The sequence below is a fragment of the Halobacillus kuroshimensis DSM 18393 genome, from assembly GCF_000425705.1.
GTDB classification, from domain to species: domain Bacteria; phylum Bacillota; class Bacilli; order Bacillales; family Halobacillaceae; genus Halobacillus; species Halobacillus kuroshimensis.
Genome location: NZ_AUDY01000008.1, coordinates 989,652 through 1,015,573, shown reverse-complemented (window position 1 = coordinate 1,015,573; position 25,922 = coordinate 989,652). Strand labels below are relative to the sequence as shown.

Annotated in this window: 23 protein-coding genes and 1 riboswitch; of the genes, 12 read left to right on the top strand and 11 right to left on the bottom strand. The window is 45.5% G+C overall.

Annotated elements, in window-relative coordinates:
- Positions 1–87: 87 nt before the first annotated feature.
- Positions 88–191: riboswitch (SAM riboswitch) on the top strand.
- 74 nt (positions 192–265) lie between these two features.
- The 6 genes from H615_RS0107195 to H615_RS0107170 all read left to right on the top strand — a co-directional run bounded on the left by H615_RS0107195 (position 266) and on the right by H615_RS0107170 (position 4,685).
- On the top strand, positions 266–1,309 hold the full coding sequence (locus H615_RS0107195; RefSeq protein WP_027954512.1) for a methionine ABC transporter ATP-binding protein: 1,044 nt from the start codon (positions 266–268) through the stop codon (positions 1,307–1,309).
- A complete protein-coding gene (locus H615_RS0107190; protein ID WP_027954511.1) occupies positions 1,266–1,931 on the top strand; it encodes a methionine ABC transporter permease in 666 nt (221 codons plus the stop codon). The genes H615_RS0107195 and H615_RS0107190 overlap by 44 nt, the downstream gene beginning before the upstream one ends.
- Positions 1,932–1,965: 34 nt before the next feature.
- Positions 1,966–2,796 carry a MetQ/NlpA family ABC transporter substrate-binding protein gene (locus H615_RS0107185; RefSeq protein WP_027954510.1) on the top strand — a complete coding sequence of 277 codons (831 nt, stop codon included), beginning with the start codon at positions 1,966–1,968 and terminating at the stop codon, positions 2,794–2,796.
- 38 nt (positions 2,797–2,834) lie between these two features.
- Complete coding sequence (locus H615_RS22800; RefSeq protein WP_280513297.1) at positions 2,835–2,957, top strand: hypothetical protein; 123 nt, start codon at positions 2,835–2,837, stop codon at positions 2,955–2,957.
- A 79-nt stretch (positions 2,958–3,036) separates the two neighbouring features.
- Positions 3,037–3,948 carry an ABC transporter ATP-binding protein gene (locus H615_RS0107175; protein ID WP_027954509.1) on the top strand — a complete coding sequence of 304 codons (912 nt, stop codon included), beginning with the start codon at positions 3,037–3,039 and terminating at the stop codon, positions 3,946–3,948.
- A complete protein-coding gene (locus H615_RS0107170; protein ID WP_027954508.1) occupies positions 3,945–4,685 on the top strand; it encodes an ABC transporter permease in 741 nt (246 codons plus the stop codon). Before H615_RS0107175 ends, H615_RS0107170 begins: the two co-directional genes overlap by 4 nt.
- A 135-nt stretch (positions 4,686–4,820) precedes the next feature.
- Here H615_RS0107170 and H615_RS0107165 read toward each other — a convergent pair whose 3' ends face one another.
- The 6 genes from H615_RS0107165 to sppA form a co-directional block, all read right to left on the bottom strand.
- Entirely contained in the window at positions 4,821–5,543 is a 723-nt protein-coding gene (locus tag H615_RS0107165) for a 3-ketoacyl-ACP reductase (protein WP_027954507.1), read from the bottom strand.
- Positions 5,544–5,610: 67 nt separating this feature from the next.
- Positions 5,611–6,756, bottom strand: coding sequence for a Ger(x)C family spore germination protein (locus H615_RS0107160; RefSeq protein ID WP_027954506.1), 1,146 nt, complete (start codon positions 6,754–6,756; stop codon positions 5,611–5,613).
- Positions 6,746–7,840, bottom strand: a complete 1,095-nt coding sequence (locus tag H615_RS0107155) for a GerAB/ArcD/ProY family transporter (RefSeq protein WP_027954505.1) — start codon at positions 7,838–7,840, stop codon at positions 6,746–6,748. The genes H615_RS0107160 and H615_RS0107155 overlap by 11 nt, the downstream gene beginning before the upstream one ends.
- Positions 7,833–9,203, bottom strand: a complete 1,371-nt coding sequence (locus tag H615_RS20990; RefSeq protein WP_051254612.1) for a spore germination protein — start codon at positions 9,201–9,203, stop codon at positions 7,833–7,835. Before H615_RS20990 ends, H615_RS0107155 begins: the two co-directional genes overlap by 8 nt.
- Positions 9,204–9,494: 291 nt before the next feature.
- Positions 9,495–10,031, bottom strand: a complete 537-nt coding sequence (locus tag H615_RS0107140; protein ID WP_027954504.1) for an RDD family protein — start codon at positions 10,029–10,031, stop codon at positions 9,495–9,497.
- A 12-nt stretch (positions 10,032–10,043) separates the two neighbouring features.
- Entirely contained in the window at positions 10,044–11,045 is a 1,002-nt protein-coding gene (gene sppA, locus H615_RS0107135; protein ID WP_027954503.1) for a signal peptide peptidase SppA, read from the bottom strand.
- Between the two features lie 226 nt (positions 11,046–11,271).
- On the opposite strand from sppA, the gene H615_RS0107130 reads away from it, so the two are divergent.
- Positions 11,272–12,744: a UDP-N-acetylmuramoyl-L-alanyl-D-glutamate--2,6-diaminopimelate ligase gene (locus H615_RS0107130; protein ID WP_035531359.1), complete on the top strand. Its 1,473-nt coding sequence runs from the start codon at positions 11,272–11,274 to the stop codon at positions 12,742–12,744.
- A gap of 42 nt (positions 12,745–12,786) precedes the next feature.
- Here the strand turns inward: H615_RS0107130 and H615_RS0107125 are convergent, their stop codons facing one another.
- A complete protein-coding gene (locus H615_RS0107125) occupies positions 12,787–13,008 on the bottom strand; it encodes a hypothetical protein (protein WP_027954501.1) in 222 nt (73 codons plus the stop codon).
- Positions 13,009–13,181: 173 nt separating this feature from the next.
- Between H615_RS0107125 and H615_RS0107120 the strand changes: the two genes are divergently transcribed.
- Complete coding sequence (locus H615_RS0107120; RefSeq protein WP_027954500.1) at positions 13,182–14,294, top strand: NAD(P)/FAD-dependent oxidoreductase; 1,113 nt, start codon at positions 13,182–13,184, stop codon at positions 14,292–14,294.
- 364 nt (positions 14,295–14,658) lie between these two features.
- Here the strand turns inward: H615_RS0107120 and H615_RS0107115 are convergent, their stop codons facing one another.
- Positions 14,659–16,689: a sigma-54 interaction domain-containing protein gene (locus H615_RS0107115; protein ID WP_027954499.1), complete on the bottom strand. Its 2,031-nt coding sequence runs from the start codon at positions 16,687–16,689 to the stop codon at positions 14,659–14,661.
- 159 nt (positions 16,690–16,848) lie between these two features.
- On the opposite strand from H615_RS0107115, the gene yfcC reads away from it, so the two are divergent.
- Together yfcC and iadA are read left to right on the top strand one after the other, a co-directional pair.
- The gene (gene yfcC, locus H615_RS0107110) at positions 16,849–18,345 is read left to right on the top strand and encodes a putative basic amino acid antiporter YfcC (RefSeq protein WP_035531353.1); all 1,497 of its coding nucleotides are present in this window, start codon (positions 16,849–16,851) and stop codon (positions 18,343–18,345) included.
- A 26-nt stretch (positions 18,346–18,371) separates the two neighbouring features.
- A complete protein-coding gene (gene iadA, locus H615_RS0107105; RefSeq protein WP_027954497.1) occupies positions 18,372–19,538 on the top strand; it encodes a beta-aspartyl-peptidase in 1,167 nt (388 codons plus the stop codon).
- Between the two features lie 202 nt (positions 19,539–19,740).
- Here iadA and H615_RS20985 read toward each other — a convergent pair whose 3' ends face one another.
- The 3 genes from H615_RS20985 to H615_RS0107090 form a co-directional block, all read right to left on the bottom strand.
- Positions 19,741–21,210: an MDR family MFS transporter gene (locus H615_RS20985; RefSeq protein ID WP_425306997.1), complete on the bottom strand. Its 1,470-nt coding sequence runs from the start codon at positions 21,208–21,210 to the stop codon at positions 19,741–19,743.
- Between the two features lie 155 nt (positions 21,211–21,365).
- The gene (locus tag H615_RS0107095; protein WP_027954496.1) at positions 21,366–22,667 is read right to left on the bottom strand and encodes a UDP-glucose dehydrogenase family protein; all 1,302 of its coding nucleotides are present in this window, start codon (positions 22,665–22,667) and stop codon (positions 21,366–21,368) included.
- Between the two features lie 15 nt (positions 22,668–22,682).
- On the bottom strand, positions 22,683–23,825 hold the full coding sequence (locus tag H615_RS0107090; RefSeq protein WP_027954495.1) for a glycosyltransferase family 4 protein: 1,143 nt from the start codon (positions 23,823–23,825) through the stop codon (positions 22,683–22,685).
- A gap of 644 nt (positions 23,826–24,469) precedes the next feature.
- Here H615_RS0107090 and H615_RS20980 point away from each other — a divergent pair.
- Complete coding sequence (locus H615_RS20980) at positions 24,470–24,733, top strand: hypothetical protein (protein ID WP_084163031.1); 264 nt, start codon at positions 24,470–24,472, stop codon at positions 24,731–24,733.
- Positions 24,734–24,857: 124 nt separating this feature from the next.
- Complete coding sequence (locus H615_RS0107075) at positions 24,858–25,904, top strand: dipeptidase (protein ID WP_027954494.1); 1,047 nt, start codon at positions 24,858–24,860, stop codon at positions 25,902–25,904.
- Positions 25,905–25,922 lie beyond the last annotated feature (18 nt).

The following is a 25,922-nucleotide window of genomic DNA, read 5'->3' as shown; positions in this document are numbered from 1 at the left end:
CTTTATTGATGAAATGTTGAGAAAATTGTTTACAAATGCAGAATGATGCGTTAAAGTTGTAAATCATAAACGAATAGCAACAACTAATTCTTATCAAGAGTGACTGAGGGAAAGGCCCGTAGACGTCACAGCAACCTTCCATGTGGAGTGGTGCTAAATCCGCCGGAATGATGATTTCCGGGAGATAAGAGTTTGGCTGATAGTTATGCGAAACTCTCTTCTTGATAAGGAAGAGAGTTTTTTTATTAGGTAAAGGAGGATTGTTATGATTTCCATCCAGGAGCTCAGTAAAATTTACACATCCAAGAAAAAACAGGTGATCGGGGTGGACAAGGTTTCTCTTGATATTCAGGAAGGGGAAATCTATGGAATCGTCGGATACAGTGGAGCTGGCAAAAGTACACTGCTCCGATGCATGAACATATTGGAACGCCCGACATCAGGAAAGGTTTATATCGATGACATCGATCTTCTTTCTCTGTCCAAAAAGGACCTTAGAAAAGCACGACAGTCCATCGGCATGATCTTCCAGGGGTTCCACCTTGCTATGGGGAAGACGGTTTTGGAAAACGTGGCCTTTGCATTGAAGGCGGCCGGTAAACCAAAACAGGAACGCAATGATCGTGCCAGGCGTCTGCTGGAACTTGTAGGTCTTAGCGATAAAGCCGATCAGTACCCCGCTCAATTGAGTGGAGGGCAGAAGCAGCGGGTCAGTATTGCCCGGGCACTGGCCAACGATCCTAAAGTGCTGCTGTGCGATGAAGCAACTTCCGCACTCGATCCGAACACGACACAGTCAATCCTGAAACTATTAAAAAAAATCAACCGGGAACTTGGACTGACCATTGTATTGATTACACACGAAATGGAAGTGGTGAAAGAAATCTGCGACCGTTGTGCGGTCATGGAAGAAGGAAAAGTGGTAGAACAGGGGGCGGCCTATGAAATTTTTGCCTCCCCTCAAAATGCTTTGACAAAGCGGTTTATTCGAACAGTGATCGACTTCCATGTTCCGGAAGAACTGCTGAAAAAAAGCCGCGGCACCATTGTTCAGATGAAGTTTACCGGCGGACAGGCCGGGGATACGGTTGTGTCGGATCTGCTTCAGAACTATAAAATCAAGGGAAACATCCTGCATGGAAATGTGGATTACATACAGGAAAAAGCCCTCGGCACATTTGTCATGGAATTAACCGGTGACCCGCAGGAAGTCGGGAGAGCCGTGGAAAGTCTGAAAACGATACTGGATGAAGTGGAGGTGCTGAATCATGATCGATCAGCTGATCAACCTGTGGCCCGAGCTGAATAAATCATTTATGGAGACATTGATCATGGTGGGAATCGGACTTGGCGTAGCCGTTATCGCCGGTCTGCCTCTTGGACTGCTACTTTTTGTAACCGACCGTGATTTATTTTTGGAAAACAAGTGGATCAAAGGAGCTGTGGGCATTTTTGTAAACCTTGTCCGTTCCATTCCATTCATTATCCTGCTTGTGTTCTTATTCCCATTTACTAATTTTCTATTAGGTACGACAACAGGACCGATTGCCGCCTCCGTTGCTTTATCGGCAGCTGCGATCCCTTTTTATGCAAGAATTGTCGAATCATCCGCCAGGGATATCGATAAAGGGGTCATTGAAGCAGCTATCGCCTGTGGAGCTTCACCGTGGCTGATTATTAAAGATATTATTTTCCCTGAAATCAAGCCTGGGTTGATCAGCGGCTTAACCATAACAGCGATCAGTTTAATTGGTTATTCCGCCATGGCCGGGGCTATCGGCGGGGGAGGGATCGGTGACCTCGCCATCCGGTACGGCTATTACCGTTATGATAATTTCGTCATGTTTACAACGGTTATTGTGTTGATCGTCCTTGTTCAGGTAGTCCAGTACGCAGGGGATTTCCTGGCAAAAACAGTGAAAAAGAGTTAATCCAAGACGAAACGAAGTTCAGGAGGAAATTAAAATGAAAAAAATCGTAACCTTGTTTGCAGCCTTAACAATCATTACTTTTTTGTCTGCCTGTGGTGGCGGAGAAGAAAATGCAGATGCAGAAGAGAAGAAAACCATCCGCTTTGGAGCTACATCCGGTCCTTACAGTGATATGGTCACCGAAGCGATTGCCCCGCTGCTGGAGGAAAAAGGATATGAAGTTACCAATAAAGAGTTTACAGATTATGTGCAGCCTAACAAAGCGTTAGCCAATGGTGATCTGGATGCCAACCTGTTCCAGCACAAAATCTATTTAGAGTCCTTTGCCGAAGAACACAACCTGGATCTGTCCGAGGTCATTATTGTTCCTACAGCTCCTATGGGGATTTATTCCAGTGAGTATAAGGATATTGAAAGTGTTGAAACAGGCAGTACGATGGGGATTCCCAATGACCCCACAAACCTGGCGCGTGCTCTGATCATTCTCGAAGATGAAGGTCTTGTTACTTTGAAAGAAGATGTGGACCCTCTTCGAGCGTCCCTGAATGATATTGTAGAAAACCCTAAAGAAATCCAATTCGTTGAAGTAGAAGCCGGCCAGCTGCCACGACTGGTGGATAGTGAAGATCTTTCCATGGTCCCTGGTAACTATGCGCTTGCTGCCGAGATGGACTTGTTGAGTGCTCTCGCCCTCGAGGATATGCCGGATGATTACAGAAACCGGGTAGCCGTGAAGACTGAAGATCTGGATGCCCAGTTTGCCAAGGATATTAAGGAAGTTGTGGAATCGGAAGAGTTCGAACAGATCATTGATGAGAAGTTTGAAGGCTTTGGAAAGCCCCAATGGATGAAAGAAGAAGAATAACATTTGAGCCGTCTTCCTTTGGAAGGCGGCTTTTTTGAGTGGAGGTTTATGCAGGTGAAGAAGGAACGATGGTATTTGACCGGGATGATCTGACCTGTCGGACAGAACCGGAGGAATTTTTCAACCATCGGTCTTATGATGAAACTATAGCAGGCGCGTGATTTTTCCTGCTATTCTGAAACTTATCTCTTTATGATACGTAAGAAGGGTCATAAAGGACGAAGAAGGGGTGGAGAGCAAATGGCGGTTGTAATCAAAGTTGACAGATTGACCAAAAGCTTCGGAAAAGTGCAGGCTGTCAAAGGGGTCTCATTCAGCGTCAAAAAGGGAGAAATTTTTGGAATCATTGGACCCAATGGCGCGGGCAAGACAACGACGCTGGAAATGATTGAAGGCATTTTAAAGCCTGACAGTGGAACCATTGATGTATTAGGACTTACGCCGAATAAGGAACTTCAACAATTGAATCAGCGGATCGGTGTTCAGTTTCAGGCGACATCCATCCAAAAGAAAATGAAAGTGAAAGAAGCCCTGGATTTATTTGCTGCCTTTTATCCAGGGAAAGTAATGAAACAACAGCTTGTGGAGATGCTGGGCCTGGAGGAGAAAATGAATGTCCGTTTCGAAGATTTGTCAGGAGGATGGAAGCAGCGGGTGACCCTGGCACTGGCTACCCTCCATCAGCCGGAAATCATTTTTCTTGATGAACCGAGTATGGGGCTGGACCCCCACGCCAGAAGGGAAATGTGGACGTTGATCCGCCGGTTGAGAGAGAAGGGAAGCACTATTGTGTTGACAACTCATTATATGGAAGAGGCTGAACAGCTCTGTGACCGGGTGGCAATGATTTACAGTGGTGAACTGAAAGCAATGGACCGACCCTCCGCTCTACTTGAACAGAGTGGTGCCATGCTGATCACATTCCAAAGCGATGACTTTCCTTATGTAAAGCTTCCAACTATGCCGGGGGTGGTCAAAGTTGAAAAAGAAGAGGATACGTTTAAAGTGTACAGTGACGATCTGCAGCTCACCAGTTATCATCTCTTCACCTATGGTCATCAAGAGAATCTATCCTTAAATCATTTCCAATTTACTAAAGGAACGTTGGAGGATCTGTTTGTCCAGTACTTGGAGAAGGAGGAAGCCAAATGAATGTCGTGTGGAAGCTTGCACAGCTGGAAACGAAAATGTTTTTCCGCGACCGTCTCAGTGTATTCTGGACCTTTTTATTTCCAGTCGTCATGATCTGGCTGTTTGGATCCATGTTTGGAGACAATGCTGAAGGAAACTTTTCATTTGCTGCATTATTTGTACCCTCCTGGATCGGGGTGAATATCGTGACTACTTCCTTTTTTACCTTGGGAACCGTCCTGGCCGGCTACAGGGAGACCGGAGTCCTGCGCAGATATCAATCCACCCCTTTACAACCATGGAAGATTCTGGCTGCTCATACGGTTCAAGGGACGGTGATTTTTCTTTGTTCTGCTCTGCTTCTTCTTGTATTTGGAATGCTGCTGTACGACCTGGAACTTCCTCTTTATATAGGAAGCACACTAGCTGCTCTTTTTCTAAGTATCGCTGCCTTTTTCCCTTTTGCTCTTTTTATCACATCTTTGGCTAAAAATACACAATCTGCGGCTGCGATCAGTTCATTGTTTTTGAATGTGATGATCTTCTTGTCAGGAGCTACTTTTCCCCTGGAAATGATGCCGGAAGTCCTCCAATATACAGCCAGAATCCTTCCACTTTATTATGTGATCGAACTTCTGCGTGGGACGTGGAACGAAGCGCCAATTATGGAATATGGACTGGAGTCAATGGTTTTGATCGGCATCGCCGTAGTATCCACGATACTAGCCGCTAGATTTTTCCGCTGGAGTGGTCAATAAGGATCCTTTTTGTAGAATCTTGCGCAGCATCTTGAATCATCCGTTGAGCATCATCTTGACAATAGAAGGAATACGAAAAACCCCGTTCAGTGGGAAAGGTCTCCCTCACTGGACGGGGTTTTTCATCAGTATCCACTAGAACGGATTGGTGGCCCATTGAAGGGACTGTTTGATGAAGATTCTCGGGTGTAGTTTCAATTGAGCCGTCATATATTCGGCGATATCCTCCGGCTGCATGTATTTTTCCTTATCCTGCTCTTCCAAGTCCTCTCCGAAAGCAAGTTCTGTAGCCACAAGGCTCGGATTTAGTGTGAAGACGCGGATGTTGCTGCGGCGCACTTCCTGCATCAGTGCTTCTGTCATTCCCTGGACAGCAAATTTTGAGGCACTGTAGGAAGTGGATCCAGCTGTTCCTTTAAGTCCATTGCTTGAAGAAACATTGATGATGTCCCCATGATTTTTGCTAATCATATGAGGGAGGACTGCTCTTGTTATATGGTATGTGCCGAACACATTGACTTCAAATGTCCGTTTCCAATCTTCGGGATCGATGTCGAGAAAGTCTCCGTAAAGACCAATACCGGCATTATTAATGAGAATATCGGCGGGGCCGATCTCATCTCTTAATTGCTGCACAGCCTGCTCTACATCCTCCAGTCCGGAAATGTCCACAGAGACCGCAGCCGCTTGTACTCCAAAAGCTCTTGCTTCATCTGCTGTTTTGTTTAACTCGTCTTCTGTGCGGGCCATTAACCCAACGTGAACGCCCTCAGCGGCAAGTTTAAGTGCGGCAGCTTTACCGATGCCGCGTCCAGCTCCTGTGATATAGGCGGTTTTTCCTTTGATTTCTTGTCCCATTCTGCTCATCCTTTCTTACAGTCTCTATTTAAAGTGTAAACGGTAGAACGAAAGGATTCAAAAGATGTTACTCCATATTGAAGTTTTGTGTGCCAAAGTCTTTTATACTTACATCCGCTTGGACATCAATGTCCATCTGAGTGAAAATTTCATCCCACTCCTCTTTATGTTTTTTCCAGTAGTCGGGCTGATGGATGCGGGCCCATTGGGAAAGGTGGGCAAAATCTGTTTTTAGTTCCTTTTGGGCTATTTGAAGAATGACATCAACCTTATCCTCGATATCCTTGTCCGCAGCCTTTTTGATTTCCTTTTCCCACCCGGTTTTAAAAACGTTGCGGTCGACACCCCAGTCTTCTCCAAGGGAAGTGGTCACCTCTACATCGACCCTCATGGAGAGGTTTCCGTCAGAGAGGGAAACATCAAACTTGGAATTGGCTCCCTTAATCTCGAGAACAACCGGTCCGTCTGTTATGTCTTTTTCGCTTAAGTAAAGGTATCCGCCTTCCACATTGTTATGAAGGTACCGGATGCCCTCCATTTTTTCAAGAGGGATCCAGCCGATGTATTGGGAAGTTTCACCTGAAATGACGCCGGCTCCGTAGGATTTGATGTTTCCATTAATCATAGCCATTCCAGGTATAATAAAGCTCTTTCTTTCTGAAATATACTGGGACATATCTCCGATTGTTAAGTTTTTAGGGTTGGTATTATTCTTATGATAGTTCTCGCTTAATTCCTTAATCTGTATGGATGGAAACAGCTCTTTTTCAGGCTGGGCGTTGAATATCTTCTGAACGGGATCCATCGTAATGAATACAGGAACAGTTCTACGGAATTCGTGATCACGGATGTAAAGATCAATCAGTTGATTGAGCGGTTCTTTTTCGAGCAGTTTGGTTGAAAATAAAATCGATTTTAAATGGGTATAGTTGGGCGGACGGTTACTCTCCAAAGAGTTCTCACGTATCATTTCAAACAGCGTTGTTCCGGTCGATTCAAGGTTCTGATAGGGGCTGTCCTGCTGAGAACTATCCTGCTGTGTAGGAATCTGCCCCGGTTTTACATATTGGTTGATCATTAGCAGCTGTTCCTCTTCGGATACGTCCAATGCAAGTCCTGTAACAATACCGACATCTTCAATTTCTTTAATATCCCAACAGCCTGATAAAAGGACGGCGGAACAAACCAGGCAGAAAAAATATTTAAGTGTCATGTGTCTGCCTCCTCATCAAGGATATGAGCAGCATAAGTGCGGGAAATCCAATAACCGCAACAGCACCGATCCATTGGATATGTGAGGAATAATCCAGCACTTCCGTAAGCCCTTCCGGATAAAGAGCCACGATGAAAATCAGAAGACCTGCGCCAGCCATACACCACCAGCCCGGCTTGGTTACCTTTCCGATCCCAAGAATCATGCCATAAGTGTAAGTCGTAAATGAAGTGAACACAGTGATCAGCCAGCCGAAAATAAATATCAATTCAAATCGTTCAAAGAAAAAGCCTTGAAATTCAATGCTCTTTGCCATTTCAATCGTAGGAAATGTGATTTCCTTCAGTTCTGCTATGCCTAGAACTCCAATAGTTAAGACGTGAAAGATCACATAGATCACAGCTGTCACAATGATACTGATCCATACAGATAGTGCCAGATTTCTTGTCTTTTTCTTTTTGATAAGGGGGGAGAAAATCATCAGGAATTCAATGCCGATAAACGAAAAAAACGTAATTTTCGATTGTGTGACCGTTGTCAGCAGATTGCTCTGCAGAACAGGCCTTATGTTCTGGACATCTACATCCTTGATGCTCAGCAGAGCAAGAATCAGAAACATAAACATCATGACAGGAAAGTACAATTGGAAAAACCGAACGACATCTCCCGGCCCGTTACTGATTAAATAAAGACTGACCAGCAGAAATGAGCCGATAATGACGTATAAAGGAGTGGTATCCAGCAGGTAATTTTTAATAATCGCTGTGGTCACTCTTAAAATATAAGAGGCTACAATCAGACAGTAAAAAATGAAAAAGAGGTTGATCAGCGTTCCGATCCATCTGCCTGCGATCTTTTTTGACATATCAAAGAAAGTGAGACCTGGATAACGGGTGACTAGTAAAACATACAAAGTGGCGATCAGGCACATAAGAAAAGCACCGATGATGATACTGATCCATAAGTCCGGGGCATTCACAGCGTTGGCCAGGTCTCGCGGCATCAATATGATTCCTACACCAATCATCGCCGATATAAAGATGACGATCAGCTGGATGGAGGTCAATTGTCTTAAATCACTCATCCGAACCACCTTCTTTATCAAATCGTAACCGGATCAATGTGTCTTTCCATCTGCTTGGGTAATAAGGAGCAAAGGGCTCCAGGTATGGGACTGTAAAACTGTTTAACCGGATTAAATGGATACTCAAAATAAAGACAGCGAGGATTAAGCCGTAAATGCCGAGCATGGCAGCAGCAAACAGCATGACGAAACTCACCGCCCTTAACGCAAGGCTGAGGCTGTAGTCTACAATGGTAAAGGAGCAAATGGCAGCAAAAGCGACAACGATGATCATCAATGGACTGACGATTCCAGCTGTTACAGCTGCCTCACCTATTACTATGGCTCCTACGATGCTGACAGCGGGCCCGATAGGCTTAGGCAGCCGGATACCGGCTTCCCTGAGGATTTCAATGGTCATCTGCATAATAAAAGCTTCCATAAAAGAGGGGATCGGCACGCCTTCCCTCGTTTTGGATATGGAAATAGCCAGATCTGTAGGAATTAATCCATGATGAAAGGAAATCAGCGAAATATAGATAGAGGGAAGCATAACAGCAAGAAATGCGGCAGCAAACCGCATCAGACGAATGAGAGAAGCAGGAATCCATTTGAAGTTATAATCATCTGATGTCTGAAAAAGTGAATTCAATGTTACAGGAGCTAACAGGACGGAAGGAGATCCTTCCACGAAAATGGCTACTTTCCCCTCAGCCAAAGCGTTGGCTACTTTAGCAGGTCGTTCGGTTTCCTGTAGCTCAGGAAATAAAGAGAACGTATTCTTTTCCAGACTTTGTTCGACAACCCCTCCATCAGGGAGGTAATCTTCCTTAACTGCCTTTATGCGCTTTCTGACTTCTTCCAACAATTTTTCGTTGGCTTCATCCTCCACATAAGCAATGGTGACATGTGTGAAGGCTTTTAAACCGAGAGAAAGGTGTTCGAACTTTAAATGCGTAGATCTCAAATGAACCCGGAGGAGCTTGATATTTTCCTCCAGTGATTCAATAAACCCATCCCTGGCACCCCGGAGAGTCATTTCAGATACGGGCTCTGATACAGCGCGGTAATGGAATCCGCACGTTTCAACAGCATATACGGTCTCATTCTCAAGCATTAGTGTATATCCATTGAGAAGATGACTATCCATATCCTTTGTTTTAAATAGAATTGTCAAAGGTTCCGCAGAAAATGCATGGTCTACGGTTTTGTCTTCCGGGTTGTTCCACTCAAGCAGCGGAGCAAGAATGGAATCCTGGATCTTGGTCATATCTGTAATAGAGGGCATATACAAGACATAAATGTTGTGGGAATCAAATGGGATGGTTTTGACCGTAACACAGTCATCGTTTTTCTTCTGGGACAGGAACTCCTTAACATTCAACGGAAAGCCCTCCATAAGATTCTTGGAATTTTTATTAGTATGAGCCAATCATGTGGGATTACCCTGAAAAGCGGAAGAGACTTCTAAATGGAAGAAACTGCTTCATTATCTGCAGAAAAATAACAAAGGATAAGAAGGAAAGGAGGGTGGAACATGGGAAAAAAAGCGAAAAATAAAAGCAAGAAGGATTTAAATGCGCTTCGAAGAGAAAAAGGGGAAACGAACGGTACGGGAAAACAGGATCCATATCGATGAAAAAAGCCTGCTCCTTCTTAAGGAGCAGGCTTTTCATTACTTGTTGTTCTCTTCGATCTGCTCGTTCAATTCTGTGAAACGGTTTTTGATCACAGAAGTATCGGCGAACAAATCATGGATACCCTGGTGGCGTTTTGTGAAGGCCACGACAAGATACGGAATTCCTCCAAGGGCCATGCTGATATAACGTCCGATGCACTCCCGGAAGATAACCTGACTATTACTCATCCTGCTGCGTGTCAGGGACACAACGGATAGACCGAACACCATCTTTCCAAGCGATGCCTGGAAAAACTTTGTCATCAGAATGAAGTACAGGAAGAAAATCAGGGACGTCATGATATTTTCTGCACTGAACAAAGGGATCCACACCTGCGCATCCTCCAGGTTAACGAGGCGCAGCAGCGGTTTTGTTACGATGGAATTCACACTCCAGATGACGAGAAGGTCGATGAGATAGGCAAAAAAGCGGGGGATAAATCCCGCAAAGATGACTCTCTGAATATCATCCTTCTGCTGAAGGACTAAAGTGGATAATGGGTGATTGGGTTGTTCAAATTCTGTCGTTTCCATCTTTACTCCTCCTTATTCTGTGTACATATACATCAATGTCGGTCCTTGACGCTCACTGATCAACTGTTCAATATAACGGATTTCACTGTCAGGCATCAAGCTCTGCGCCATTGGAAAATCAAAGAAAGAGGTAATGTTATTTTTGTATTCGAACACCTGTGGGTTTCCACCTATTTCCTCTTTTAAAGCTGCAAGGGTATCTTCGCGGAAGCCGATCTGGTCAACAAGTCCGTTTTCAGCTGCCTGCTTACCGGAATAAATTCTTCCATCAGCCAGTTCCTTCACACGGCTTTCCGACATATCTCTTCCTTCAGAAATGACGTCAACGAACTGTTGATAGGATTCATCAACCAAGGTCTGGAGGATTTCTCTGTCAGCCTCCGTCATTTCTTTAGTAGGACTCATAATATCCTTGAACTCGCCACTCTTGATCGTGTTGAATTTGACGCCATACTCATTAGCGAGCTCCTGATAATTCACACTCTGCATAATGACACCAAGGGAGCCGGTGAACGTGTCGTTGGAAGCATAAATTTGATCAGCGGGCGCTGAAACGTAATACCCGCCGGAAGCGGCCGTGTTCCCCATGGACACGTAGATCATTTTGTCTTCTTCTTTAATCTCCATCAGTTTATCATGGATTTCTGCACTCTCATAAACACCGCCGCCCGGCGAGTTCACATATAAGTGCACTCCTTTAATGGTTGGATCATTTTTGATCTGTTCGAGTTTTTTCATGAAACGGTCATGCTGGTAGCCTCCACCGCTGAATGGATTGGTGTTGGAGCTTGGGCTGTCCATAATCGCTCCTTCAAGGTTGATTTCTACAATGCGGCTGGATCCAGACCCTTGCTCCACCACTTTTTCTTCCAGCTTTTCACTGGAGGAGAAAAGGGACATGGCCCCGTTTTTTTCTTCGTCTTCCTGTGATAAAAATGCTCCAGCCGCCTGGACGGCAATCGCTACAATCAGCAGGGCACCGGCAATGACTGCCGCGGTAATTCTTTTTGTCATATGTACTCTCCTTTCAATCTCTTCCATAGTATACATGTTCATCGAATTTCTATCGACAATTACTATACGGATGGGGGGAGGAGTTGGTTTCAAAATTTCCTTATGAACCAAAATTTAGGTCATGACATTAAAATTCAATAACATCATGAAAAATTTTGTACGTGAAAGGCAGACTTGTTTTAGAATAAAGGCTGTAACTGAATGTCGCAGTAAAGGAGTCGTCCACGTGAAAATCAACAAGGTATTCGAACTGTTAAACATAGACCCCCAGCCCTTTACAAAGCTTGGGTTGGAAAAAGACATAACAGGAATCACAGATGATTCAAGACAGGTGAGTCCTGGTCAAATATTTACAGCGGTAGAAGGTCATGAAGCAGATGGCCATGATTATATATTGGAAGCCTGCCGTAATGGAGCCGCACTCATTGTAGGAAGCAAAAAGCCGGAAAATATTCCCGTACCATTTCTCTACGTCGAACATCCGAGAAGAGCGCTGGGGATACTGGCAGCTGCTTTTTATCAATATCCAGCACGTGACAAAAGGATTATAGGAGTGACAGGGACCAATGGAAAAACGACCATTACACACCTGCTTCATCATCTTCTGGAATCCAGCGGTTTTTCCTGCGGACGCTTTGGAACAGTAGGAAATTATATGAATGGGAAATCCGTGGAAGGGTTCCAGACGACCCCCGGCGTGGTGGACCTTCATAAATGGTTGTATGAAAGCAGGGACGATGTGATCGTGATGGAAGTCTCCTCTCATGGGCTTGACCAGCATCGCCTGGAGGGGGTGTCTTTTGATATTACGATATTCACCAATCTTCAGCAGGATCACTTGGATTACCATCCATCAATGGAAGAATATTTTAAGGCGAAGTCCAAACTCTTTTTTATGATGAAGGAGAGGGGACAGGCCATCATCCATGTGGATGACCCATGGGGGGACAGACTCTCCAACCTGCTAAGAGACGAAGGACTTGCGGTCACCTCAATAGGTGGAAATGATGCTTGTGATATCAAGATCGATGAGGTCAGTGACGAAGGGATCCGCTTCCTTGAAGGTGGAAAACCTTCTTATTATCCAACCCCGATTGCAGGTGTCTACAACAGCTATAATACGCTGCAGGCTTGTACAGCTGCTGCTTATTTAGGAGTTTCAAAAGGGACCATGGTCGATGCTTTAGAATCGTTCCCAGGTATTCCTGGTCGCTTTGAGCAGTATTCCATGCCGAATGGTGCTCATGTGATTATCGACTATGCTCATACAGCAGACAGTATTCGTCACATCCTCCAAACCGCTGCTCGGCAGTTTGACGGGAATATAACTCATGTGTTCGGATTTAGAGGGAATCGGGATGAGTCCAAGCGGCCGTCTATGCTGCAAGCTTCAGCAGAATGGAGCGACGGCTATATCCTGACCCTTGACGATTTGAACGCGGTTTCTCATGAGGATATGACGGCCGCCCTCTCCAAACTTCATGAAGAAGAAGGCCGGGCTCACGGGCGGATCATTCCTGATAGAACCTCAGCCATAAAAACGGCCGTCGAGGCTGGCAGGGAAGGAGATGTCATTGTAATCACCGGCAAAGGTCATGAAACCTACCAGCAGTCCTATCAACGTCCGTTTTCTTCGGACCGTGAGACAGTCGTAAACTTGCGTAACGAAATGAAGACAGATGTCCATCAGTATCAATAAAAGGGTAATCCTGAAAACGTCCAGCAACCGCTGGACGTTTTCTTATTTATGGTTTCTCTTAGGGCTGGATGTCCCCGGGGAACGGTTAATTTTTTTCCATTTCAGACCATTGGCAATGATTCCGATCACACCCGTAATGATAAAAATCCATGCCACCCATACCGCCATATCTTCCAGCTGGCTTGTTAACATCTGGCTTGCTCCCGCAAAAGTCAGAAAAAAACTTGCGATCAAAGCAATCCCTGTTTTTAATTGTTCATTCATGAGCGGATTCACTCCTTTTTGGAACTTCTCATCCATCCTATCATATTCCGGCGGTCGTCAAAGAACGAGTCTCTGCACAGGGAGGTGCATTGAAAATAGTGGCGCTCCCTATCTTTCCAGACGTTTTTGCTTTAAACTGTCATAAGAAAATGATTAAAATGTAGGTGTATAGGATGAATTATATAATTGTTGGAGCTGGGATACTGGGAGCTTCCACAGCTTATCATTTAGCTTCAAAAGGAGAAAAAGTGGCGATTGTAGACCGTGGGGAAGGTGGACAGGCTACACGGAATGCAGCTGGAATCATCTGTCCGTGGCTGACGAACCGGACGAGTAAGGACTGGTACCAGCTCGCTGTCAACGGCGCCGGATATTACCCTGAACTGGTGGAACAGCTCAAGGAAGCCGGTATTTCTGAACCGGGATATAAAAGAGTGGGCGCCCTCAATATATTCGATACAGAAGAAAAGCTTGACCGGAAAGCCGCTTATGCAGAAATGCGGAAAATGGAAACGCCCGAAATGGGGGAGATTTCGAAGCTGTCTCCAAAAGAAACAAGAGAGATGTTTCCACCTCTTGCGGAACATTACCGCTCTCTTCACCTGTCGGGGGCGGGCAGAGTAAACGGCAGCCGTGTCACCGAATCCCTCTTGAAAGCGGCCGAGCGGAAAGGAGCAGAAGTTATCCATGGGAACGCCTCTTTGCGTACGTATAAAGGGGAAATCCAAGGTGTCGACATTGATGGTGTGCCGCAGCATGCCGATCAAATCATCCTTACGAATGGATCCTGGATGCGGCAATTGTTTGCGCCTTCTGCCCTGAGCCCCCGGGTCACCTTCGAGAAAGCGCAGATCATCCACCTTCATCTGACCGGGCAGGCAACGGAGCACTGGCCGGTCCTCCTGCCGCCTTTCAGCCACTATATGCTTGGTTTTGAAGAAGGGAAACTTGTTGTTGGAGCCACGAAAGAAAAGATTCAGGAGCATGATTCACGAGTTACAGCCGGTGGGATTCATCAATTGCTGGAAAAAGCTCTTCGTACAGCTCCGGGGTTGAAGGAGGCTGCCTACGTAAAAACGAAGGTAGGGTTCAGACCTTTTACCCCTGGATCACTCCCTGTCTTCGGCCGCCTGCCTAATCAGCCGCATATCCTTGCTGCTAACGGTCTTGGGGCGTCCGGCCTGACGAGTGGTCCTTTTGTCGGGGCACAGCTGGCTGCTCTTGCAGCAGGAGAGGATACGTCCATGGACATCAGTCCTTACACAATCGACCGGTTATTTAAGTGATAAACGACTGTTTTGTATATTGTAAGGTCCGTGCATCACTTCTATTTCTGCCATGTCAAAAGTTTGTCTTTAAAGAAAAGTATGTGGTATTCATGAAGTACATCACTGTTCAGTGGTGTGCTTTTCTTTACTTCAAAGACTCTTCAGGAAAACGAATATTCCAATCACAAAAGGCATCAATCTCCCATCACTTCAGCGTTTCATGTATGTAAAAGACCTGCTTTGATTTTTCTTTTTCTGCTGTCAGATCTTTTTAAAAAATGAAAGAGAAAGAGGGAATGTCAGCACAATAACTGTATTATTATATGTTTTTCTTGCGGTTCAGAGAGTTTGTCAGCATATCGTTCTAACAAATGGGGTTGCGTTAGCTTTTGCGAATATAGTCAGCCCCTGCCTCTGTGATTTGTGTGCCTGCCCGGCCGCGTTTAATCGTAACAAATCCACGTTCCTTTAACTCTGTCAACACTCTGCGAACCTGCTGTTCAGATAAGGGGATGGATTCTTCGGCGGAGAGTTTCTCAAGGATTTTTTTACGGCTCGCATTGATCAACGCTTCATTCAATGACAAGACAACCGACAAAACTTTCTTGTTCAAATGATCATCCATCAGACTTGTCGTTTCGTGTTTAGTATTCTTCTTCGGCCTTTGGAAAAAATCTGCATCAGGAAGGTCATCAATCGTAATGGTATCCCCTTCTGACACGGTAAGAAGATAGGAAATTGTATTTTTTAATTCGCGGATGTTTCCGAACCATTCATAGCTCATCAATTCTCCAAGCAATCCTTTGCCCAGCGCTTTATTGGGCGTATAGTTTTCCAATAAGAATTGTTCCACAAGTGCAGGAATATCTGTTTTTCGTTCTCTAAGTGGAGGAACGGATACGTATAGAACTTTAAGTCTATGGTAAAGGTCTTCTCTAAATTTCCCCTGATCGATGAGCTCAAGTAAATCCTTATTCGTAGCGGCGATGACCCTAATGTTAATGGGGATGGTCTTAGATCCTCCAATCTTACGGATCTCCATCTCCTGGATCACGCGTAATAAACGAGCTTGGAGCTTCAAGCTGATATCTCCGATTTCATCAAGGAAAATTGTTCCGCCATCCGCTTGTTCAAACAACCCTTTTTTACCGCCTTTTTTACCGCCTTTTTTAGCTCCTGTAAAAGCTCCTTCTTCATACCCGAACAGTTCACTTTCCAATAAGTCTTCTGGTAATGCGCTGAAGTTTACCGCGAGGAAGGGTTCATTACGGCGGTCGGACTCAGGGTGAATCGCATGGGCGAACAGTTCTTTTCCGGTTCCGCTCTCCCCATGTATTAAAACAGGGAGAGGAGTCTTCGCAAGTTTAATTCCGATGTTTTTCGCTTTTTGTATCGCTCGGCTGTTTCCGATAATATGTTTGAATGTGTATTTTGCGATATATCCCGTTTTCAACAATTGTTTCCGGGCCGCTTTTTCCATTGTGATGGTTTCATCAGAGTTTTTGAAAATGAAGATCACATTGTCGCTTTCTTCCCATTGGATTCGGTAGATCATAAGGTTATAGCCGTTTAAAGGAAAATACAGTCCTTCTTCCTGAGGGGAGGTCATAAATTTAAGGAGCTTAGGTTCCTTGAATAATTGGTGGACCGGTTTTCCCATAGCATGTACTTTCGCTAGACCACTGTATTTTTCAATGAAAGGATTGAACACTGTAACCTTTTGATCGGAGTCAATTGCCATAACTCCATCGTTCACCCCATCGACCACCTGCTGAAGGTGTTGGTTTAAGAGCTCCGTTTGTTTGTTCATTTCTGAAAGTTTTTTGCTTAAATCAATGATTTTTCCTGTGTACCGGTTTGAAATCATTCCCCCGAGCTTTTCCTTTAAGTGGAAGTGATCGAGAATTTCAATCAATGTCGTAATATCGATAAGGCGTACACCGATATCAATGATTTTGTCTACCGAAGGAGGGGCGAGTGTAACCTCGCCTGGGGTAATGGCGGTTGAGATGTCATATGTATTCTTTTGTCCTGGATAATAAGCGGTATAGGAAAGATGGTTCATACCCATCTTTTTTAATGTGTCGATCGTTTCTTCTGCCATTTCAAATGTGTCATTGACACAAAGAACGGAGGTTCCTTCTTCTAGTTCCAATAATCGTTCAATGTGTTGGTAATTAATCGTGCGTATGGCTGTTTTTTGATGTGATCCAGGAGCAATGAAAGGTGAGGCTTCCTTTTCAATTAAATAAGAAGAAAAGATGATTAAATCGTCACGGATTTGATCGAGGACTTGTTCATCCACGGCATAACTCTCAATGTGAATGAATTCTCCTAAAATATCTTCCAATTGCTGGTGGAGTGCCATTTTTGTTTCTTTTGTTCCCGTTAACAAGGTTATTTGATTTTTCATCCTATCATTCCTTTATTGGTCTTTATTGGGTTATATTATAACACCCAATTCAAACCGGTTTTAGATTTGCGGCCTTATGCCAGGTGGAATTTTCAGAATTTACCTTTGGCATGAAACTTGCATGTGTAATGGTAGGTGGATCAAGAAGGGGGAAAACGCATGGATAAGAAGCGGAAAAAGAAGTTCGAGATGCCTCATACGTACATCATCATCTTTTTCGTTGTCCTATTTGCAGCTTTATTAACCTATATAATACCTGCTGGGACATTTGAAACAAAAGAGGTGACGTATGACAATTCAGGCACAGAAGAATCAAGGACAGTTCTCGTACCCGATAGCTTTTCAGTGGCTGAAGAAAGTACTCAGCAGGGGACAAGCTTGTTCGAGCCTTTTGGAGGAGCCGGTCTTTTAAATTATGTATTTGAGGGGTTAGTTTCAGGGGATAAGTGGGGATCTGCTGTGGGAGTCGTCGCGTTTATCCTGATTATCGGCGGTGCCTTTGGGATCATTATGAAAACACGGGCTGTTGAGGAAGGGATTTTGTCGGTCATTGATCGAACGAAGGGGAAAGAAGTATTGATTATTCCGATCATGTTCTTTTTGTTTTCCCTGGGTGGCGCTGTCTTCGGTATGGGAGAAGAAGCCATCGCTTTCGCTATGATTCTGGTGCCGCTCGTGGTGGCGCTTGGCTATGATGCCATTACAGGAATCATGATTACTTATGTAGCCACGCAAATTGGATTTGCGACATCCTGGATGAACCCATTTGGTGTGGCCATTGCTCAAGGAGTGTCAGATGTACCTGTTTTATCAGGGACCCCGTTCCGGTTTACCATGTGGCTGGTCTTTACGGCCATTGGTACTTACTATACATGGAAATATGCCAGTTCTGTGAAAAAAGATCCGACCCGATCACTAGCTTATGAATCCGATCAATACTTCAGGGATGACTTTGAGCAAAAAGACTTGAAGGTCAATTTCAAATTCGGTCACATTCTTGTCATTTTAACGGTTGTATTAGGTATTGCATGGATCATATGGGGAGTGATTCAACACGCTTATTATATTCCGGAAATCGCTAGCCAGTTCTTTACGATTGGTCTTGTGGCAGGAATGATTGGTGTAATCTTCAAGCTCAACAATATGAGAGTCAATGATATTGCCGAAGGGTTTGCTCAAGGAGCGAAAGATCTCCTGCCAGCTGCTTTAGTCGTAGGGATGGCTAAAGGGATCATTATCATTTTAGGAGGTGACGATCCGGCTGCAGCTTCTGTGCTGAATACGGTTCTCCATTCAGCGGGACAGGTTTTCGAAGGTGTGCCTGAGGTGATCTCTGCATGGTTGATGTTTTTATTCCAATCAGTCTTCAACTTCTTTGTCGTATCAGGTTCCGGTCAAGCGGCTCTGACGATGCCGCTGATGGCTCCGTTAGCTGACATTGCAGGGGTGACGAGACAGGTAGCTGTCCTTGCATTCCAATTAGGTGACGGGTTGACGAATATCATCGTACCTACTTCTGCGGCTCTTATGGGTACATTAGGAGCAGCACGGTTGGACTGGGCGAACTGGTTCCGTTTCATCTTCAAATTCCAGCTGCTTCTCTTCGGACTCGCGTCAATTTTTATCATTGTCGCCGTACTTATCAATTTCAATTAAGTGAAACAACACAGGAGGTATGAGAATTGATCACTCTATTCAAACAGGCAACCGTATATGCTCCTGAGTTTTTAGGGGAAAAAGATGTGTTGATTGCCGATGGGCAGATTGCAGATATCCAGGACCGTATAGACTTGTCCGGTGCACAGGTGAATGTCATCGAAGCTGAGGGGGAGGTGTTGACTCCAGGGTTTATTGATGGCCACGTCCATATTACAGGAGGGGGCGGAGAAGGAGGCTTCCGTACCCGCACACCGGAATTAACCCTGACGGATGCCACCTTAAGTGGAGTAACAACCCTTGTAGGTGTCATCGGCACGGATGGGACGACACGGACAATGCCGAATCTGTTGGCTAAGGCGCGTGCATTGAGGGAAGAGGGAATCACCTGTTATTGTCACACAGGTTCCTACCAAGTCCCGGTAAAGACTTTGACAGGAAACATTGAAGACGACATTTTGTTGATTGACTTGATTATAGGAGCGGGAGAAATCGCCATATCCGACCATCGATCTTCTCAGCCGACTGTTGAAGAAATAGCAAAAATCGCTTCGGAGGCGCGTATCGGTGGGATGCTGTCCGGAAAGAAGGGAGTTGTGAATGTGCATGTCGGGGATAGCCCAGATAAATTAAATCTTATAGAGAGAGTTATTGAAACGACTGATATACCCATAACGCAATTTTACCCGACACACATCAATCGTAATGCCGATCTATTTGAAGCAGGCATCCAATATGCTAAAAAGGGAGGATATGTAGATTTAACGACAAGTACCATTCCGAAATTTTTAGAAGACGGCGAAGTAAAAAGTAGTGAAGCCCTGAAACGCATGCTCGATCAGGGGGTGCCGGTTGAACAAATCACCTTTACTTCCGACGCCCAGGGAAGTCTTCCGGATTTTGATGATCAAGGCATTCTGATTGGTTTGAAGGTAGGCAAAGTCGCCTCGCTTTATGAAGCTTTTAAAGAGGCCGTTCTAGATCAGAAGGTGCGCTTGGAAGATGCTCTGCGTGTCATCACGCTTAATCCGGCTGTTATTTTGGGGCTGCCTGCTAAAGGGAAGATAGAAGTTGGTAAAGAGGCTGATCTTATTTTGATGGATCCGGAAACACTGAGAATTTCTCGTGTCATCGCTTTAGGCAGGGAAATGGTGAGAGATGGAGAGCCTCTAGTTAAAGGAACATTTGAATAAAATTAAATATACGCCCCGATTCAGTCTATCCACCGACCCGGAGTGCTCTATTTATATGTAGTGTAATTTCTATCGATGCAAGCTTATAGGATTGAAACAATGAGAAGTTCTGAGACTATATTGTATTGCGGATACGGCGTGGTCAGAGAGCTCGTAAGAAAAAAGCGTGTAGAAAAACATGAAGTTTCTCTACACGCTTTTTTTATTTGGAATGCCCATATGAAGTCTGAAGGGAAGCTTCTTCTTTGTCCGTTTCCGGTGCAGGAGAAGCTGCTTCTGCTTCCTCAGGCGGGTGGGTCTTTTTCACAAAAAATGCAAGCACAATTCCCGCAATAGATAGGGCTGTAATGACCATAAAGGCCGTGTTCACTCCAAAAATCGCAGGATGATCAATGGTGGGATCAGCTCCGGCTGACTGGGTTGTTGATGTCATAATCGTTACAAGAACGGCTGTGCCAACAGATGCAGCCACCATCCGCATGGTATTACTCATCGCAGTCCCGTGCGGAATCAACCGGTTAGGCAGCTGGTTCAATCCTGCCGTTGTCACAGGCATCATAACCATGGAGAGGCCGAACATCCGAATGGCATACAGGACTGTAATGGTCGTGAATGTTGTCTGGATATCCAGGAACGAAAAGGCTGCTGTGGCTCCGGTAAGAATGATCAGTCCACAGACCGCCAGCAGCCGGGCACCGATTTTGTCAAAAATCCTTCCTGTTATCGGAGACATGAATGCTGTAATAACGGCACCCGGAAGCAGGGCCAGTCCGGATTCGAAGGCTGTAAATTCACGCATGTCCTGCATGTAAAGAGGGATCAAGGTTTCCGATCCGATTAAGCCTAAAAAGGCAATCATGGCAATTCCGGTCGTTATTGAAAAAACAGGATAGCGGAACACACGGAATTCCAGCATCGGATGCTCCATTTTCAGCTGCCTTGTTATGAATAAAGCGAGGGCAGCTGAGCTTCCAGCGAGAACGGGTAGTGTAAATGGTGAAGACCATCCGGCGTTTCCTGCCAGTGTAAAGCCATACAAAAGTCCTCCAAATCCTGCTGAAGACAGGATGATTGATAGGGGATCGACCGTTGGATAGGTCAATTTTGTTACATTTTTCAATATGAAATACGCAACAATGATGATAAGAATGGGCAGCGGGAGAATGAGCCAGAATAAAAATCTCCAGCTGAATTCAGAAGTGATCCATCCTGACAAGGCGGGGCCGATGGCCGGTGCAAAAGAAATGACCAGTCCAATGTATCCCATGGCCGTGCCGCGGCGCTCGACAGGGAAAATCATTAAGAAAACGGTCTGCATCAATGGCAGCATTACACCTGCGCCCATGGACTGGACCACCCGGCCGAATAAGAGCATAGGAAAGTTTGGGGCAATCCCTCCGAGGATGGTCCCCACTGTGAAAATCCCCATGGCACTTAAAAATAGCTGCCGGGTGGAAAAACGCTCAATTAAAAAGGCGGTCACTGGTATCATGACGCCGTTGACAAGCATGAACACGGTTGTCAGCCACTGGGCCGAGTTGGCCGACACGTTCATTTCATCCATAATCGGTGGGATGGCTGTGATCATCAGCGTCTGATTTAATATGGTTATAAACGATCCTGCAAGCAGTAAAGCTGCCATCAGGATTCGATTGGGGGTCTGTTCGGACACATTCCTTCCTCCTTTTTCAACCTACTAAACGTCCATTATACGCCGTGTTCTTCAGCGGGAAAACCATTCTGCTCTAATAGATGACAAGTATATTATTATGTAAACTAAGGGTATAAAAAAAGCCCTCAGTTCATTCTTCGCTGAAGGCTTCCTTGTTATAATCCATTATACACAGGCCGGCCGACAGAGGAGTAATAAATAGGCAGATGTAAAGCTTGTTTGATTGCGTAACAATTTCTTCCATCAAAAATATTGGCTTCCTTCATAAGTGAAGGATAGCGGTCTGGAGGGAAGTCAACGATTTCTTTCCATTCTGTACATATGACGGCCAAATCAGCACCTGTCAACGCTTCTTCCATCGTTTCCGCCAGAGGGATCTGCCATATCCGCTTCCTGCTTTTACTAATAAGAGGATCATATCCAATGACCATTGCTCCTTCCGAGGTGAGGAGATTGATAACGTCCCGGGAGGGGGATTGACGCAGGTCATCTGTATTGGGCTTGAACGTTAAACCAAGCACAGCGGCTTTTTTTCCTTCTATAGACCCAAATCGATCGAGGATCTTTTGAATGAAAGCCCCCGGCTGTTTTCGATTGACTTCATGAATGGAGGAAAGCAGGGGGACGGGCAGTTTTTTCTGCTGGGCTGAATAAAGCAGAGCGGCTGTATCTTTAGGGAAACAAGAGCCACCGTAACCGATGCCGGCCCTTAGGAAACTTTCACCGATCCGTTTATCCATCCCCATTCCTGCAGCCACTATCGTGATATCGGCGCCTTCAGCTTCACATAAGGACGCCATCTCATTGATAAAGCTGATTTTAGCGGCCAGAAAGGCGTTGGATGAATATTTGATCATTTCTGCTGTCTGTGGATCTGTATGAAGGACCGGGCCAGGGAGGCTCTCATAAATATGCTCAACGAAGGCAGCTGCGCGAGAATCGGTTGAACCGATGACAATACGGTCACCGTAAAAGAAATCGTTGACAGCTGATCCCTCTCTTAAAAATTCAGGGTTGGAAACCACTTGGACGGACTGCCCGGTCGTTCGGTCCAGCTGATCTTTAATATCTGCATGAGTACCAGCAGGAACTGTACTTTTGATGATGAGGACTGTATTTCTTTGAATGAATGGAGCTATATCGTGGACGGCGGCATAAAGGTAAGATAAATCAGCACTCCCGTCTTTGCGTGGAGGTGTCCCGACAGCAATGAAAACCGCTTCTGCATCCTGGACAGCTTCTTCCGGACTCGTCGTATAGGAAAGGCTGCCGGCGGCTGTGCATGTTTCGTGGAGCTCCTGTAACCCCGGCTCGAAAAGAGGGAGGTCCCCCCGGCTGATCTGGTCAATCTTAGATTCATCAACATCCATACAAGTGACATGATGCCCGCAGGAAGCCAGGCAGATTCCTGTAACTAGTCCCACGTACCCTGTTCCAATGACAGCCAGCTTATTCACATCATCATCTCCTTTTTACGCATGGGACAGCATCGGAACTTCTTCCAGGATGGTTTGATACTCCTGCAGCAAGCCATAGAATACTGCATCCCAAGAACGGGTTAAGGCATACGCTCTGGCTTTTTCGCTCATGGCCTTCAGTAAAAGCGGATTCTGCAGCAGGTGTGTGACTGCTGAAACGAAGCTGGAAGGATCATCTGGTGTACAGGCCCAGCCTGTTTTCCCGTGCTGGACAATTTCCTTGACGCCCCCGGAATCTGCTACAACGGCCGGTGTTCCGGATGCCAGAGCCTCCAGCACGACATTTCCGAATGTCTCTGTCGCAGAGGGGAAAACGAGCAGAGCGGATTCTGAATAGATCCGGCTCAGATCCATCCCACCTTTGTAACCGGTAAAGGTCATGTTGGACGGTGCTTCCTGTTGAAGCGTTTGATATAAAGGCCCTTCTCCGACTATCATCCAATGAATATATGGCTGCCATTCTGAAGGGAGAGCGGCAGCTGTTTTCATGAGAATGTCCAATCCCTTCTCAGGAGCCAGCCGGCCGACATACGTTAAGATGAAGGGCTCAGTGACCCCGAATGTGTCTCGCAGGTAAGTAGAGTGTGGCCATGGGTGGAAATGGTCACTGTCCACTCCTCTTGACCAGAGGCGCACATTGGTTAATCCTTTCTTAAGCAGCTCGTCCCTCGTCTCCATGGACGGGACGAAAATCCGTTTGAAAGGCTTGTGGAACCACCGCATATACTTCCAGATCAAGGGGGTTAAGCAGGACATTTTGTAAAAGTCCAGGTACTTGTGAAAATGTGTATGGTACGACGCGACCAAAGGGATGTTCAGTTTCCGGGCATAATGATGACCTGTCCACCCCATATTGAACGGTGTCGCAACGTGAATGATGTCTGGTTTGAACTGTTCCAGTTCCGTTCGGATATGGGACAGACGGGGAAGGGCCAGACGGCATTCCGGATATAGCCAGAAAGGAAGACTTTTAAAGCGGTGGATATTCTCGTTATAATCACAGGTTTCAAGGGGATTCGGTGCGAATAGGCGGTAGGATATCTGCTTTGTTTCCAGGAAATCTGTCCATTTCTTCAGCGTTTTGGCAACACCATTGATTTGAGGTGCGTAGGTATCGGTGAAGATGGCGACTTTCATGATTTTCCCCCTCCATGTTTTTCACGCATGTCTACTGGTATTTATTTATTCGCCTGAAAAAATGATTATGCGGGGGAGGCGGATATCGAGGTGAACTTTACACAGCGTTCATAATGTACATTTGAAAACAGCAAAAAACCTGCCTGGGCAGGTTTGACCATACGTATAGGAGGATGGTTGTCGGTTTCCGCTGCTTTTCCGGGGCATGGGTAAAGTAGAAAGATTTATGCGGATTTTTTAGAGATAGACTGCTGGCTTACCGCTTTTAAGAGAATCATTTTGTCCTTGTTTGTCAAACGCGTCCAAATACCAACTTTGATTTTCATTGGTTTTCCTCCTCAGGGGTTTGAATGGATTTGGGGACAAGTGCCGAACGGAGAGAACCGATTTGTTAGTACTTAGCATATACCGTCATTTCACCGGTTTTAAACCACAAAAATATCTACATAATTCGATGGATGTTTCTGTTACAGAAAGGTAAACAGGTGGTTTTGTCGAATAGACAGGCAGAGGGAAGGAAAAATTCTGTTATTCTATCTGATTCATGAACATTTTGTAAAAAATAAATGAGGTGTTTTTTTGATTTTTTATGAAATACAAGCTGAAAAGGGTTTCCCACCAAAACCGGAGAGCTGGTCTGGAGGATGAATTACGTCTGGTCTGTCACGATGAAAGAGGTCCGTGATCTGACTGTGAAAGAATTGGATCAAAGGGAGGAAGGGGGGGATTCCATCGGAGCTCTTCACCTCCATACGGCGGCCGGAGAATATGTCCATCAGGTGATCAGTTTTGAACATCGAGACGTGAATGAAGAGGAGGGGCAGCGGTGGGGAGATGCCCTGGTGCTCGGAAGAAGAGCTGTGAAGTCCATCCATTCAGCCCTGTTTCATTATATATTAAACAATTGAAAGGCGTCCGCAGAAGGACATTGGAAAGGTTTGAAGAGAGGGGATGAGTGGCTTTATGAACAGAGGTTAAATCCGCGCGCTGGTAAGAAAAAACAAATCCATTAATGAGGAAAGGAACATACATATGCTTCGATTTATCGACGGACATCACGACACGCTGCTGGAATTGAATGATGGATCTGACGCTTTCTTTACGGGACTCCCGTCTGCTCATCTGGACTTTACCCGTGGGAAAAAAGCAGGTTTTGCGGCCGGTTTCTTTGCGGTTTTTGCTCCCAATCCAATATCAGACCCTGATCCCAGCATTGTACATACAGAGGCAGGTTATATGAAATCTCTGCCTCCAATACTTTCACGGGAATATGCGCTTGCTGCTACTACCAGGTCTATGGCCCGTTTTTTCCAATTGGAAGAATTGTCAAAGGGAACCTTCAAAACCATACGGACGATTGCAGATTTGAAGAAAGCCGTTGATGGGGACTGGATGGGAGGGATTCTCCACATGGAAGGCGCAGAGGCATTGGATGACGATCTTGATTTGCTATATGTGTTTTACAAGGCAGGGCTGCGGTCCATCGGGCCCGTCTGGAGCAGGTCGAACCAGTTTGGGGAAGGCGTTCCTTACGGATACCCCTCTTCTCCTGATACCGGCCCGGGACTGACACCTGAAGGGAAAGAACTTGTCCGAAAGTGCAGTGAACTGGGAATCATGGTTGACCTTTCTCATATAAATGAGCGGGGATTCTGGGATGTGGCAGCGATTTCCGATAAACCCTTGGTGGCTACACATGCCAACGTTCACAGGATCTGCCCGGTATCGAGAAACTTAACAGATCCTCAAATCGATAAGATAGGGCAGTCCGCTGGTCTGATAGGGATTACGTACAGCATTGATCCGAATATGGTAACGCCAAGTGCCGAAGGGTACCCTGGGGCATCCCTGGAGGATATTGCTGATCATATCGATTATGTCAGAAATCGGATTGGTGTAGAACATGTTGCTCTGGGATCAGATTTTGACGGTACGATGGTGCCGGATGCTATGAAGGATGTCACAGGGGTTCCTATGCTTTTAAGGGTTCTTGAGCAAAGAGGGTGGAAGAAGAGCGAACTGGAGAAGCTCACTTATAAAAACTGGATCAGGGTGTTGGAGCAGACATGGAAAGAATAATAAAAGCCTCCGGGTTGA